Here is a 14,156-nt window from a genome sequence, read left to right on the forward strand (position 1 = left end):
ATCAGTAGCGCAAGCCGGCCCAGGATCCGCCGGTTCAGCGGCCCGATCCCTTGGGTTCCCGCATGCGCGGGAGTGACGATGACGATGGCGGTGGCGGTGGCGGGTCAAAGGTCGAGTGCGGGGGGCTTGAGCGGAAGCCCCGCGCTGATCATATGAGATATGCAGCGACCATCGGACACTCATACATCGGCTCGGTTTTTTGACCTGAATCAATGCTGCACTGCACATGTGTCGCTATTGGATCGGACAAGACGGTGAACGCTGGCTGAACCAAGCCGGTTTTCTCCACAGTCCGCTTCATGGCGATTGCCTCACTCGTCCCGTGGCGGGCGCGTTTCTCTAATGGAGCTCAGTGCCATGCAGGCCAATACCGTAAAGTCACGCACGCGGAAGACCCGTCGGAGCACGGATACCGGCAAGGGTAAGCCCCGGACATTCAGCGCCCCCGCCAGCGCCCCGCTTGTCCCCGAATGTGACCGGCCGACACCGGGTCACTATACGGCGCAGGCGATCGACCATGCGTTCAAGGCCAATCTGGCGCGGCTGACCCTCGGTATCTCTCCCGCCGGGCTTGCGACATCCTATTTCAACTGGTTCTCACATCTCGCGCTGTCCCCGGGCAAGCATATGGAGCTGGTGGAGAAAGCGGCCCGCAAAGCCGCACGGATTATGATCCATGCCGGAACGGCCGGGATGAACGCGGAAGCGCCCCCCTGTATCGAACCGCTTCCCCAGGACCGCCGTTTCTCGGGCGAGGCCTGGAAACAGTGGCCTTTCAACATGATCTCCCAGTCTTTCCTGCTGACCCAGCAATGGTGGCATAATGCCACAACGGAGATCGACGGCCTCTCGAAGGAAGACGAGCATGCGGTGTCGTTCATGGCCCGGCAGATGCTTGATCGCTATGCACCGTCGAACATGCTCTGGGCCAATCCTGAGGCACTGAAGGCGACGGCTGCGCAGGGCGGCGCGAACCTGATGCGCGGTGCCATGCATATGGCGGACGACTGGCAGCGCACTATTGCCGGCAAGAAGCCGTCCGGCGCGGATGCCTTCCAGGTCGGGCGGGATGTCGGAGTGACGCCGGGCAAGGTTATCTACCGCAATCACCTGATCGAGCTGATCCAGTATGAGCCAACCACGAAGCAGGTCTTCCGGGAGCCGGTTCTGATCGTGCCCGCCTGGATCATGAAGTACTACATCCTCGATCTCTCGCCGCATAATTCGCTGGTCAAATACCTTGTCGAACAGGGCCATACGGTTTTCATGATCTCCTGGCGCAACCCGACATCGGAAGACCGTGACCTCGGTATGGATGATTACCGCGAACTCGGTGTCATGGATGCCCTGGATGCGGTTTCGGCAATCATCCCGGACACACAGGTTCATGCCGTCGGGTATTGTCTCGGCGGCACGCTGCTCTCGATCGCGGCAGCGGCCATGGCGAGGGATGGCGACGACCGGCTGAAATCCATAAGCACCTTTGCCACCCAGGTGGATTTCACCGAGGCCGGCGAGCTGATGTTGTTCATCCGGGAAAGCGAAGTCGCCTATCTGGAAAACATGATGTGGGACCAGGGCGTGCTCGATGGCTATCAGATGGCGGGAGCCTTCCAGATGTTGCGCACGAACGATCTGGTCTGGTCACGCATGGTCCACGACTACATGCTGGGTGAGCGTCAGGAAATGAACGACCTCATGGCCTGGAACGCGGATCTGACACGGATGCCCTACCGGATGCATTCTGAATATCTGCGCAGCCTGTTCCTTGACAACGACCTCGCCTCGGGACGGTTCACGGTGGGAGAGCGGCCGATCAATCTGGCGGATATACGTGCACCGATCTTCGCTGTCGGAACAGTGAAGGACCATGTCGCGCCCTGGCGGTCGGTACACAAGATCACCTTCCACCCGGCGACGGATGTCACGTTCCTGCTGACAAGCGGCGGCCACAATGCCGGGATCGTCAGCGAGCCGGGCCACCCGCGCCGGAGCTATCAGGTGGCGACCAAGAAGGCGGGCGAACGCTATATCGATCCGGACACCTGGATGGCGGAGGCCCCTTCGAAAGACGGCTCCTGGTGGCCGGAATGGCAGGCCTGGCTGGCTGGTCAATCGACGGAGGACGCCGCGCTGCCGGCAATGGGGGCGCCGGACAAGGGGTACGCGCCTCTCTGTGACGCGCCGGGTACCTACGTTCTGCAGCAGTAGCGGCTGGAGTTCTGTTGTCAGGTGGCGACCCGTTCGCGCGGCGCGCCGTCACCCAGCACGACAACATCCATGGGAATGTCCCACGGCATCGGGAAGATTGTCGGGATGGTGCATCCGGGGAGGCCGATCCCGATAATGTGCGGGCGGGGAGCGAGGCGGGCCAGGGTCATGTCGTAATAACCGCCGCCATTGCCAAGCCTGAAGCATTTGTCGTCTACGCTGACCAGGGGAGAGATCACCATGTCGGGTGTGCCGACGGCGCCATCGGCGGGCACCGGAATGTTCCAGATACCACGGGCCATGCGGGCGCCCGGTTGCCATTCCCTGAACTGCAGGGGCTGTTTCTTCACCACCACCTCCGGCAGCAGGATTTGCGCCCCCTGGCTATGTGCTTCCTTCATCCAGGGACGCATGTCGGGCTCTCCTAGCATTGGCCAGTAGACCGCGATGCGCCGTCCTTTCAGCGGCCCCGTAACCTGTTTCAGGTCCCTGATGATCGCTTCCGTGGCCGCGCCGCGCTGCTCCGGTGAGAAGGACTTTCTGACCTCGTACAGCCTTTGCCGTTCCGCGCGTCGGAACCGAATCACGTCGCGCAGGGTGTCGGGGTCGACGGGGTGACCGTCCACCAGCAAATGACTGAAGCATGGATCCTCTCCGCCGTCTGTATCGTCGGGCATCTGACGTTCCTTCTGAAGGTTGGACCTTCTCGGATATTCAACAAAAAGATCCGGGGCTACGCAATGCTGACAAGCGGAATAGGGGGCGGGATGGCATTTCGGGAACACGTAACTCAACTCTTAGCGGTAACGCTGGAGTTGCGTGAGCAAAGGGCACAAAGCAGATCATCGTCCGGCACAAAAGCTTTCCACGATCTTGCGCGCAATGCTCGGCGTTTCGGCCGAGAGATTATCCGATTTGCCAACCCAATCTAGTGCCTCGTCCAGGCACGGAAATATGCCTCCCGGGACGCGGAAAACCGTCTCGACGCTCAAATGCGTCATGGTCTCGAAGCGGGATGGCGGCACCACCATAACCATGGCAGTGACCAGCCGGCGCATGTTCTCGGCAGCGCCGGCTTTGAGCCATTGCTTTGTTGCGCGGGCAACGCCGGGCGCTTGATCGAGGGCGCTGTCGTCGAGATGGACCCGCAGCGGGATAAAACACTCGCCACGGGCAAACCAGCCGTCCCATATCGCCAGCATCTGTTCATGCTGCTCCAGGGACTGCGCTCCCTCCAGCATCAGGATGCCGAGCGGCCAGAGGGAGTCGTCCGATGCGATGCGGGAAGTGATGCTCACAAACTGGTTCCTCAGAACAGGGCGCTGACGCCGAGGCGGAATGTGCGCGGCTGGAGCAGGACGGCAGTATCCGCAGCTTCGGTGCTGCCGGGATAGAAGGCGACGGCGGTGTCCGCATCGAAAATGTTCTTCATCTCACCGAATATGCGGATGTTTCCGAACGTGTAGCCCATCTCGGCATCCGTCACGATATAGGCGTCGGTTTTGCCACGGGGCCGGTTGTTGATATCCGTGAAGTAGCTGTCCGAATACCGTGCAGCCAGGCTGGCGTTCCAGCCGTCCTGCTGCCAGGAGACACCGGCGGACCCTGTAAGGTTGGGAGCACTGAATAGGCTGTTCCCTTCGATCCCCGAGCCCGGATATTCCTCAACCTCGGTCTTCAACAGGCCGACATTGCCGAACAGGCCGACATTCTCGAGAAGAGCGAACGTCGCGCCCAACTCCGCGCCGTAGGTCACGACCTGGTCGGCGTTGCGGACCACGAAGGACTCGTCCCGGGTGTCGAGCGGGGTCAGGTCGAAGGGCAGCTGCATGTTGGTATAGCGGGCATAGAACAGGTTCTGCGTCAGGCCGAGCCGTCCGCCCACCAGGGTCTGTCGTCCGTAGAGCTCGTAATTCCAGACCGTCTCGGAATCATATTCGTAATGCACGACGGGGAAGGGGTTGGGAGAGTTGAAGGCGATGCCGCCGCCGCCCGCATTGTAGCCCTTTGAAACCAGCACACCGTAATTCTGGTTGTAGGCCGCTTCCCAGTTCACGCCGATCCTCGGCAGGAAGGCATCGAAAGTCCGGTCGCTGTCGATGATTGCAACAGTACCGGTCGCGTCGCCACCGCTGCGCCGGTGCTGTTCCTGCTCGTAACGGGCGCCGACGGTCAGCTCCCATGCATCCGCGAGCGGAATGATCGTCTCGCCATAGATGGCGTAGGTGTCGACCTTGTCGTCAAAATTCTGCCGGGCGACGAACTCGATGAACTCATCCTGACGAGCCTGGTAGAGATGGGTCCCAAGCAGAACTTCGAAACCATTGTCTCCGGAATAGCGAACACGCGGGTCCATGGCCAATTCGAGCGTGTCGATACGCGCATTCGAGGTGCCCGGCCTGACTGTCCGCGTAAACCGGAAATCCGGGGCGGAGGCGTCCAGTTCCAGCCGCCAGTTCTCGTCCAGGTCGACCTCGAACTCTCCACCGAGGCTGGTTGTCGAGGGTTTGTGCACCGGTTGTGCCGGGAAGTTCGAAGTCCGGTCGTCGAATGGGCGCGCGATGATCTCGTCTTGCGGTGCCTTGTAGCTACTGTGCGACGCGGTCAGGAGCAGCGTTGAATCGAGCCCGAGATTTGGGCGGGCAAGCAGCTTGCCGCGCAGGGAGAGCGCCCTGATTTTCCCCGGATTTTCGGTGCCGGTAAACGGCTCGTAATTCACGGCGGATTCTCCGGCCTGCCAGTCGGCCGAGAAACGTGCGGCCAGAAAATCCTCGACGATCGGGGTGTTGACCATGCCGGAGATGCGGCGCTTGTCTATGCAGCGCAGTGGCTGGTGCCGCTCTTCCTGGCTCCAGCTACAAGCTGGCTGTTCAATTACAACTCGCCGCGTCTGGTATTAATTGCGTGCGAGCTCGGGGGCGTTCTGCTGGTGTGCCTGATCGGATCAATTGAGATCACGGGCATTACCGCAATATTTCCACTTCTGGTGGTCCGTGGGCTTATCGATGTCGCAGTAAAGTCTGGGCGTCTTATCGTGCTACGTCTCCAATTTCCGGGGGAGCGGCTCAAGCAAGCCCTTTCGATAAACTCGACATCTTTTGTGATTGGACTGGCTGTGGCGGGGTTGATGGCCTCAGCCATCGTTCACAGGCTTGACCTGTGGTCTGTGGCTTTGATTTCGTCCGGGTGTTTTGCCTTAGCAGCGGTTGCCTATGCCTCACTGAACTTGTCTGCCGCGAGCAAGGAGATGGCGGTCGGAGAAGTTCGGCCATCATGGTGGAGACAGCTATCCGTCCTAAGGGTTGACCACTTGCTACGCCGCCGGTTCATGCTGTTCTGTCTACTGGTAGCAACGATGCAGGGTTACCACATGGCCGCCCGTACTGTTTTCCCAATACGGGATCTGGGGATGGACGCAAGCGGCCCGGCTTGGCTGCAATCCATCGCGATAGCGGGTGTTCTGCTCGGGTCTATAATGGTCGCCCTTACCGTCGGGGGAGAGCGTGTTTCGAAGATAAGAGATGAAGTAATTGGGTTGGCAGGATACGCAATGATGCTTGCAACATGGCTCTTCGCATCACCGATGATCGCGCTTGGTTTCTATTTCGTGTTTATGTGCCTGCATGAGATCGTTTTCGTCAGGCTGAGCGCAGACGTGATGGCGGATTGTCCGATGGAGGCCGTTCCTGCTGTATCTGTCGCCATGACCAGCGGCTCCCTCGGCGGCATGACGCTTTTCACTATCCTCGCTGGATGGGGCGCGGATTTCGCCGGGATGGCTAATGTCTGCCTCGCTATTTCCGGTATGGGCGGGCTTTTGTTGATGGCAAGTTTAATGGTTCCGGTGCCGCGCTCCGAAGGAAGGGCATGAGGCATCAGCCCAACGGACCGGCCAGTATGCTAAATGTTCAGCAGGAAGATTCTGGTCACCGCGATCGTTACCAGCTCCAGATAGAGCACCATCGCGATCATCATGCCGTAGCGCTGCAAGTCGCTGATCAGTTTCGATTTCCGCTTGCGGGCGGCGGTACTGAAGCTGCCCCACTTGGACGTGACATAGTCGATCTTGCGAGCCTCAGCTGACTGCCACCACTGCAAGCTGAGGATCACGCCAGCGCTGGCGAGGCTGAAAATCCAGACCATGACCATAAGCAGATGCGCAAGTATCGGATCTTTCCAGTGGGTCCATTCCCCGTAGCCCGTCGCGACTGCGGCACCGATGGAAAAATAGAGCACGGCACGCCATTGCTGATGTTTCGCGAAGCGCAGGTTTTCGGAGGCATCGGCATAGATTGCGAGGAATTCGGCGTGGGTCGTTTCCTCAAGCTCACTGGGGGTATCTTCCTCCGGGTTGAGCGGATCTACGCGGTCTTCATCGGTGTCGATCGGATTGAGTGGCTTGGCCATGATCGGATCCTCTCCGTCGCTTCACCCTCTTCCCTAGGCGTGTCAACGTTGCCGAGAACGGGGGCGGAATTCCGAACATAATAGCGCTAAACGCTTTCGTTCTTTCATAAATCTTGCTTGAGTTGGGGCCTCCGGCTGACAGAGGACCGGATAGCTCACTATATTTTACCGTGCTACGCTTGAAGAGCGATGAAGTTCTCCGGTGCTTACTCTTTGGGGGTCGGTCGCCCTCAAGAAAGCCAGTACAACAGGTTTAAAATGCGTGCTGAGAGTTACTTGGGCCGGGTTTGTGAACGACATGAGGCTTGCCGGTCTTCTCGGGATCGTTGTGCGGGATCGTGCGAGGGGAGCGCCGGATGTCGATGACTCCAGAGCAGAGCGCTCGGCAGTTTTCCGATCTGCTCGAAAAATCGCTCGGCGCACACCAGAAAGGGGATCTGGAGATTGCGGCAGAAGGGTACCGTGCGATTCTTGACCGGTTCCCCAATCATGCGATCACACTAGACCTCTACGGCACTTTGCTTCACCAAACCGGAGAGATCGCAAGGGCTCTTGAATTCCTGGAGCGTGCGGTCGCCCTTGCGCCAGAGTCCACCTCCGCCCGGCTCCATTTGGGCGCCGCGCGGATGGCCGCCGGAAACCCGGCCGATGCGCTTAAAGAATTCCAGATCGTTTGCTCAGTAGATGCAGACAATGCGGAAGGGTGGCTGAGCCAGGCGCAGGCGCTTGAACAGCTCAATCGGCTTGATGAGGCGATCACTTCGGCCCGTCGAGCGGTGGATATTCTGCCGGCCCACGCCGTCACTTTGGGCCGACTGGGCGCGCTTCTGCTGAAAGCGGGGCAGGCAGAGGCGGCATTGTCTGCGCTGGCCGGGGTGCATCGGGCCGATCCGTTGGCTCTTGAGGCTTATCTGCATACCGCCCTGGCATGGAAGGCGGCCGGAGATCGGATTGCTGCTGAAAAAGCGGTGCGCCGGGGAATTATCATTGCGCCGGGTACTTTCGAGTTCTACCTGCATCTTTCTGGCTCCAATGCTGCCCCAGGTAAGCGGATCGATTATGTGGAGTGGGCCCGGTATGCGACCCGACTGCGTCCTGGAGCCTCTAATCTCTGGTCGAAGCTCGCCGTCGAATGTTCGCGCGAGCATTCAGTCGATGCGGCAGTCCGCGCGGGCATTAGGGCACAAGTGCTCGACCCTTTGAACGAGTCATCCCATAACGGATTTGCTGCGGATATTTACCGCAGCAGAAATCACGAAGCGGCGCGACGGGCATGTTACCGTGGACTTGTCGCTTACCCGTATATCGCCGAACTGAAATTGATCGCCGCTGAAACGGAATTGTGGCGCGGCAATTTTGAAAAGGGCTGGGCTCTTTTCGAGGAGCGTCTTGATCCGAGAATATCACCCGCGCGGATCGCGCTGCCGCCCTTGTGGGAAAACAGGGCGGAGGATCCGGGGCAGCTTTTTGTCGCCGCAGAGCAGGGTATTGGCGATGAGTACGTATTCCTGAGTTTTCTTCCGGCGCTCGCCGAGAAGGTGGATCGACTTACGGTCGAGTGCGACGAACGGAATCTTCCGCTCTATGCCCGAAGTTTTCCCGGTGTGACATTTGTCGGGCGCCACATCCGCGCCGATGAGCATGGTCGTGCAATTTTTGATTATAGCAACTGGTCAGGCCGCCAGGATATAGATCATGCAATTTTCGCGGGTTCTCTGCCTGGTCTTTTTGTCCGTGATGCGCAGGTGCCGGGGCCTCATGGCGGTTATCTCAAGGTCGATGAGGCTGAGAAGGCTGCCTGGAAGTCGAAATTCGACCGACTCGGCAACAAGCCGAAAATTGGGATCTGCTGGCGTAGTGGCTTGGTTACAAAAATACGCGAAGCCTTTTTCACAAGCGCCGCAAACTTGGTGGGCGCCCTCGGTGCAGATGACGCAGATTATGTGAGCCTCGTTTATGATGCGCGGGACGAGGAACTGGATGAGGTTGAAGCCCTATACGGGTGCCGGATTCATGTCCCCGAGGGGATAGATCAGCGCAATGAACTGGACCGCGTTGCAGCAATGCTGTCGGCGCTTGATTGTGTTGTCGGTATGGGGGCCGCTCCCATACTTCTGGCATCGGCAGTCGGTGCGGAAGTGATTCATTTGGGATGGTGCCGGTTTCATTGTGCTGACGAGCACGACGTCGTGTTTGGGAACTGTCACCCGATGCTCCGTCGTGACGAAAGATTTGACATGAGAATCGCTGTTCCGCGAGCGGCTGCGTTTTTGCCGACTGTGATCGGACGCTGAATGGACATGCAATACAGATCAGAGGCTGAGTATTGCAAGTCCTCCGGCAAAACATCCTGCGCCGACTGCAGCGCCCAGCAGCAGGTTACGTTTTGCCAGGAAGAACACCGCGAAGCCGATCGCCACTGCACCGACCCTGAGCATGAGCGGGGTGTCGGCCAGATCGCCGGTCGGCAGGATCGCCATGCGGGAGATCAGGCCAGCGACGGTGGCGTAGGAAACGCAGCCGATCCAGCGGAACAGCGCGCCGTCCGTGTCTATCTTCGACGCAAGCAGGGCGCCGAGGACGCGCCAGATGAAGGTGACCGAGGCCGCCAGCAGGACCAGCGCGAGCGGCGAAACCGCAGCGGTGCTCATCGGCGCCTCCCGAGAACGATGTAGGCAAGCGTTCCGCCGATCAGGCCTGTCAGGATGACCCCGTAATTCGGCTCGATGCTGTGCAGGGGCGGCCCGATGACGGCGCCGGCACAGACGGCAAGAATGACAAGTCGGTCCCGGTTTAGTGCAAACAGCAACGACAGAAACACAACATTGAGGAAGACCAGCGTCAGACGGATAATTGCCGGCATGTCCGCTGAAAGCCAGTATCCAGCAAGCGTGCCAATGCAGCCCATGGTGATGCAGAGCCCCGCGACGGGCCAATAATAAGCCAGAGCCGACTCTCTATTCATACGCTGAGCCGCGGCCATGCCCATCGGCCAGGTCGATGCAGACATCAGGTGTGCGATGAAGATCCGCTTCAGCGGATGTTTGACGGCATCGCGGAAGGTTCCGACCAGGATCGTCGCCATCGGGAAGAACCGGACGCTGGCCATGGAGACCGCCAGCAGCGTTACGAACAGATCTGCACCGGAGGCCCGCAGGTCCGCCATCGCAACCTGACCCGGCATGGCCCATATAAGCGCTGTCGAGAGCAAAGCCTCGAAGGCGGAAAAGCCGTTGGCATGCGCGAGAGAGCCATAACCGAGCATGGTTGCGAAGACGACAATCGACGGGACCGCGAGACCGTGACGGACGCCTTCACGAAAGGCTTGTTTCCGGTTGGGGCTATGTTCGCTCTCGGTTTTCCGTTCGCTCACGGCCGCCTCATACGTCTTAACTCTTCCGGGGTGCGAAATTTGACAGATTGCGTCTGGATTTGACTACCAAAAGCATACAGACTGCCCCGCTGAAAATGGTGCAAAAAGAAAAAAAATTTAAGCACCGCACAGAACAGGCGAGCCATGGGAGGCCGTGTAAATGCATGATGACCGACTGATCGAAGTCGACGATCTTCGGGTTCACTTTCCGTTGGATGACCAGACGGTCAAGGCGGTTGATGGAGTCTCTTGGCATATTGACCGGGGCGAAACGCTGGCTGTTGTCGGCGAGTCAGGGTCCGGCAAGTCCGTGACGGCGATGTCGCTGATGCGGCTGACCGATTATGCCGGTGGGCATATAGCGTCCGGTAAGGTCGATTTCCGGCGCAAGAACGGTGAGGTGATCGATATCGCCAAGGCCGGCCAGGGAACGATGCGGGATATTCGCGGTAACGATATCTCGATGATCTTCCAGGAGCCGATGACCTCGCTGAACCCGGTCTTCACCATCGGGTTCCAGATTGCCGAGACCATCATGCTGCACCAGGGAAAGAGCGAGCAGGAAGCGCTCGACATGGCCCTGGAGATGCTGAAGCTGGTCCGTATTCCGGAGCCGGAAAAGCAGTTGAGCCAGTATCCGCATCAGTTGTCCGGCGGTATGCGCCAGCGGGTGATGATCGCCATGGCGCTGAGCTGTCGTCCAAGTCTGCTGATCGCGGACGAACCGACCACCGCGCTCGACGTGACGATCCAGGCGCAGATTCTTGATCTGATCAAGATGCTGCAGCAGGAAATCGGCATGTCCGTCATGTTCATCACCCACGATATGGGGGTGGTGGCCGAGGTTGCGGATCGCGTTGTCGTCATGTTGAAAGGCAAGAAGGTCGAAGAGGGGCCGGCGGAGCAGATCTTCCATTCGCCGCAGCACCCTTACACCAAGGCGTTGCTTGCCGCCGTGCCGAAACTCGGCTCCATGAAGGGCATGACCTTCCCGGCCAAGTTCTCCAACGTCGATGTGAACAGGGCCGAAGGCGATGCGGTCAAGGACGCGTCCGCCGGGCACGAGTTGCAGGAAATGAAGGACACGGTCCGTCATGATGCGAAGCCGCTGCTGACGGTCGAGGGCCTGACCACCCGGTTTGATATCCGCAAGGGTATGTTCGGATCAGCCACGGCACGGGTTCACGCTGTTGAGGGTGTATCCTTCGCTCTCCAGCCTGGAGAGACATTGGCATTGGTCGGAGAATCCGGTTGCGGCAAGTCGACCACGGGGCGGTCCATCATCAAGCTGGTGGAGCCGAACAGCGGCAGTATCAAGTTCGAGGGCGAGGAGTTGATGGACCTCGACTCGAAATCCATGCGCCCGCTGCGCCGCGACATGCAGATGATCTTCCAGGATCCGTTTGCGTCCCTGAACCCGCGCATGACTGCAGGTTCGGCCATTGCCGAGCCGATGATCGTGCACAACATCGCTTCCGGCAAGGATGCGGATGAGCGCGTCGTTTCGTTGCTCCGCCGTGTCGGTCTTGATGCCGAGCATGCGGAACGGTATCCGCACGAATTCTCCGGCGGTCAGCGTCAGCGGCTTTGCATCGCACGGGCTCTGGGTCTTGGCCCGAAGCTGATCATTGCGGACGAAGCAGTCTCGGCTCTGGACGTGTCGATCCAGGCGCAGGTCGTGAACCTGATGATGGATCTTCAGGAAGAGTTCGGTCTTGCCTATCTCTTCATTAGCCACGACATGGCCGTGGTAGAGCGTGTCAGTCACCGGGTTGCAGTTATGTATCTCGGTGAGATTGTAGAGATCGGCCCCCGTGCGGCAGTGTTCGAGAATGCTCAGCATGCCTATACGAAAAAGCTGATGTCAGCGGTTCCGGTCGCCGATCCTTCGCGCCGCAAGCGTGACCTCAACCTGATGACGGATGAGATCCCGAGTCCGTTGAAGCCGATCGGCTACGAGCCGCCGAAGCAGGTGTACCGGCAGGTCGGAGAAGGGCATTTCGTGCTGGAGAGCTGATCTGGCAGCGATATGATCTGAAATAAGAAACGGCGCCTTCGGGCGCCGTTTTTTGTTGCCGTCTCGATGTGTGAAATCCGGATATAGTCTGCCGGCATTCAGGCGGGAGAGCGATAATGACAGACCTCGGACAGGCGGTACCCAGCGGCACGGATATAGATCAGGCTGTAGCCGCGCTGGCGGGCGTTGCCGAGGAGACGCCACTGATGGCGGCCCCGCACCTGGCCAGCTTGTCGGGAGCGGCAGAGGTCTATGTGAAAGCTGAGTCGCTCCAGCGTACGGGTTCCTTCAAATTCCGGGGAGCGTATTGGCGGTGCTGCAATTTGACCGATGTGGAAAAACAGGCGGGTGTCGTCGCCTATTCTTCCGGGAATTTTGCCCAGGGACTTGCCGCCGCGGCGATGGTCTTGGGGGTTCCGGCCACGATTGTGATGCCCGTGGACGCACCGGAGGCAAAGCGCCACAAGACGGAAGCCTATGGCGCGACAGTTGTTTTGAGTGAACACGGTGACCGCCCGCGCGAGGAGGTAGCCAGCGCACTGGCCAGGGAAATCTCAGAGCGTGAAGGCAAGGTTTTGCTGCATCCCTTTGATGATCGGCTTGTTGTGACGGGACATGCCAGCGCGGCAGCGGAGATAATCGAGGGGCTGCGGCGCGGTGGGAAAGAGGCGCCCGATTTTGTTTTCTCATGCGTTGGCGGCGGCGGCTTGATTGCAGGCCTTGCTGCGGGTTTCAACCGTTTCTCCCCATCGACACGGCTCGTCGCAGTGGAGCCGGAAGGCTTTGACAGCTTTGGGCAGTCCCTGAAAGCGGACGCGGTAACCCGGATCCGCAGCGACAGTTCATCTATTTGCGATGCGCTGCAGGCAACGGCTCCTGGGGAGGTGCCATTCGCCTGCGCCAGAGCAACGGGTATGCAGCATCATGTAGCGGTGGGTGACGATACTGTCCGTGCGGCAATGCGGGTTGCGTTCGAGACTCTGAAACTTGTGCTTGAACCGTCGGGAGCCGTGGCGCTGGCGGCCTTGCTGCAGCGGCCAGATTATATTCAAGGCAATCGCGTCGTTGTGATGGCTACCGGCGGGAATATCGATTTCGAGCAGTTTTGCGGAACGCTGGGCGATGTGGCCGTGTAGTAAGCTGTCCGCGCTTGAGCTTTATTTTGATTGTCTGGGTTAATCCCCAGACAAAGAAAAAGCCCCGCCAATGGCGGGGCTTTTTGCTGAAGGTGTTGGTCTAATCAGCGGGTTCTGAGTTTCGGATCCAGGATATCCCGGACCGCGTCCCCGAAGAGATTGAAGCCAAAGACCGCGATGGTAATCGCGAGGCCTGGCCAGATCGGAACCCAAGGCGCACTTTCCGCATATTCCTCGGCTCCGCCCTGCAGCATCAGGCCCCAGGCCGGTGTCGGCTCCTGCACACCCATCCCAAGATAGGAGAGGGAGGCTTCCAGCAGGATCGCTTCACCGAGGAAGGCCGTCAGCATGATCAGGAACGGTGCGAGTACGTTCGGCGCAATGTGTTTCATGATGATGCGCATATGCCCATATCCGATGGACCGGGCCGCATCCACATAGGGCATCTCACGGATCGCCAGTGCACTGGACCGCACGACACGAGCGCAGCGCGGCACGAAGGGGATGGTGATCGCAATGATCACCTTGTCCGTGCCGGTGCCGAAGATCGAGACGATGGCCAGAGCCATGATGATCAGCGGAAATGCCATAAAGACATCGATGATGCGCTGCATGATCAGATCGAACCAGCCGCCGAAATAGGCACTCGCGACACCGAGAATGAGGCCACCGAACGCGCCCACCAAGGCGCAGGCGAACCCTACGAAGAGAGCCGTTCTGGCGCCGTACACGATGCGCGAGAAGAGATCCCGTCCGAACTGGTCGGTGCCGAGCAGGAAATCCATGCTCGGCGCGACCAGCATATGCTCGAAACTATTGGCCTCCGGGTCGTATGGAGCAATGACTTCGGCAAAGACAGCCATGAAGACCATCAGAATGATGACAATCGCTCCGCCGGTGCCCAGCGGCTGGCGCCGTACCATACGGCTGATGTGGTCGATAACCCGGACTCGCTTGAAGCCGGTGTTAGTTTCGGGACTTGCATCCATGGTGCTCATGTCCTGCATCTCCC

General features: G+C 59.4%; 12 protein-coding genes. 5 read left to right on the top strand and 7 right to left on the bottom strand.

The window, feature by feature from the left end:
* Window positions 1–357 precede the first annotated feature (357 nt).
* Entirely contained in the window at window positions 358–2,211 is a 1,854-nt protein-coding gene (locus VOI22_RS15565; protein WP_323797370.1) for a PHA/PHB synthase family protein, read from the top strand.
* Between the two features lie 17 nt (window positions 2,212–2,228).
* Here VOI22_RS15565 and VOI22_RS15570 read toward each other — a convergent pair whose 3' ends face one another.
* From VOI22_RS15570 to VOI22_RS15580, 3 genes are all read right to left on the bottom strand, one after another.
* The gene (locus tag VOI22_RS15570) at window positions 2,229–2,888 is read right to left on the bottom strand and encodes a 5-formyltetrahydrofolate cyclo-ligase (protein ID WP_323797371.1); all 660 of its coding nucleotides are present in this window, start codon (window positions 2,886–2,888) and stop codon (window positions 2,229–2,231) included.
* Between the two features lie 165 nt (window positions 2,889–3,053).
* On the bottom strand, window positions 3,054–3,509 hold the full coding sequence (locus tag VOI22_RS15575) for a hypothetical protein (protein WP_323797372.1): 456 nt from the start codon (window positions 3,507–3,509) through the stop codon (window positions 3,054–3,056).
* 11 nt (window positions 3,510–3,520) lie between these two features.
* Window positions 3,521–5,005, bottom strand: coding sequence for a TonB-dependent receptor (locus VOI22_RS15580; RefSeq protein WP_323797373.1), 1,485 nt, complete (start codon window positions 5,003–5,005; stop codon window positions 3,521–3,523).
* Here VOI22_RS15580 and VOI22_RS15585 point away from each other — a divergent pair.
* Entirely contained in the window at window positions 4,979–6,082 is a 1,104-nt protein-coding gene (locus VOI22_RS15585) for an MFS transporter (protein ID WP_323797521.1), read from the top strand. The two genes, VOI22_RS15580 and VOI22_RS15585, sit on opposite strands and share 27 nt — an antisense overlap.
* Before the next feature lie 29 nt (window positions 6,083–6,111).
* On the opposite strand, the gene VOI22_RS15590 is transcribed toward VOI22_RS15585, so the two are convergent.
* Window positions 6,112–6,618 carry a hypothetical protein gene (locus tag VOI22_RS15590; RefSeq protein ID WP_323797374.1) on the bottom strand — a complete coding sequence of 169 codons (507 nt, stop codon included), beginning with the start codon at window positions 6,616–6,618 and terminating at the stop codon, window positions 6,112–6,114.
* A 356-nt stretch (window positions 6,619–6,974) separates the two neighbouring features.
* On the opposite strand from VOI22_RS15590, the gene VOI22_RS15595 reads away from it, so the two are divergent.
* Window positions 6,975–8,912, top strand: a complete 1,938-nt coding sequence (locus VOI22_RS15595; protein ID WP_323797376.1) for a tetratricopeptide repeat protein — start codon at window positions 6,975–6,977, stop codon at window positions 8,910–8,912.
* Window positions 8,913–8,930: 18 nt separating this feature from the next.
* Here the strand turns inward: VOI22_RS15595 and VOI22_RS15600 are convergent, their stop codons facing one another.
* A complete protein-coding gene (locus tag VOI22_RS15600) occupies window positions 8,931–9,269 on the bottom strand; it encodes an AzlD domain-containing protein (protein ID WP_323797377.1) in 339 nt (112 codons plus the stop codon).
* Window positions 9,266–9,991, bottom strand: coding sequence for an AzlC family ABC transporter permease (locus VOI22_RS15605; protein WP_028467336.1), 726 nt, complete (start codon window positions 9,989–9,991; stop codon window positions 9,266–9,268). The genes VOI22_RS15600 and VOI22_RS15605 overlap by 4 nt, the downstream gene beginning before the upstream one ends.
* Before the next feature lie 160 nt (window positions 9,992–10,151).
* Between VOI22_RS15605 and VOI22_RS15610 the strand changes: the two genes are divergently transcribed.
* On the top strand, window positions 10,152–12,008 hold the full coding sequence (locus VOI22_RS15610) for a dipeptide ABC transporter ATP-binding protein (RefSeq protein ID WP_323797378.1): 1,857 nt from the start codon (window positions 10,152–10,154) through the stop codon (window positions 12,006–12,008).
* Between the two features lie 116 nt (window positions 12,009–12,124).
* On the top strand, window positions 12,125–13,144 hold the full coding sequence (locus VOI22_RS15615) for a threonine/serine dehydratase (RefSeq protein WP_323797379.1): 1,020 nt from the start codon (window positions 12,125–12,127) through the stop codon (window positions 13,142–13,144).
* Window positions 13,145–13,248: 104 nt separating this feature from the next.
* On the opposite strand, the gene VOI22_RS15620 is transcribed toward VOI22_RS15615, so the two are convergent.
* Window positions 13,249–14,142 carry an ABC transporter permease gene (locus tag VOI22_RS15620; RefSeq protein ID WP_323797380.1) on the bottom strand — a complete coding sequence of 298 codons (894 nt, stop codon included), beginning with the start codon at window positions 14,140–14,142 and terminating at the stop codon, window positions 13,249–13,251.
* Between the last annotated feature and the right edge of the window lie 14 nt (window positions 14,143–14,156).

This window comes from Nisaea sp. (assembly GCF_034670185.1).
In the GTDB taxonomy this organism is placed as follows: Bacteria; Pseudomonadota; Alphaproteobacteria; order Thalassobaculales; family Thalassobaculaceae; genus Nisaea.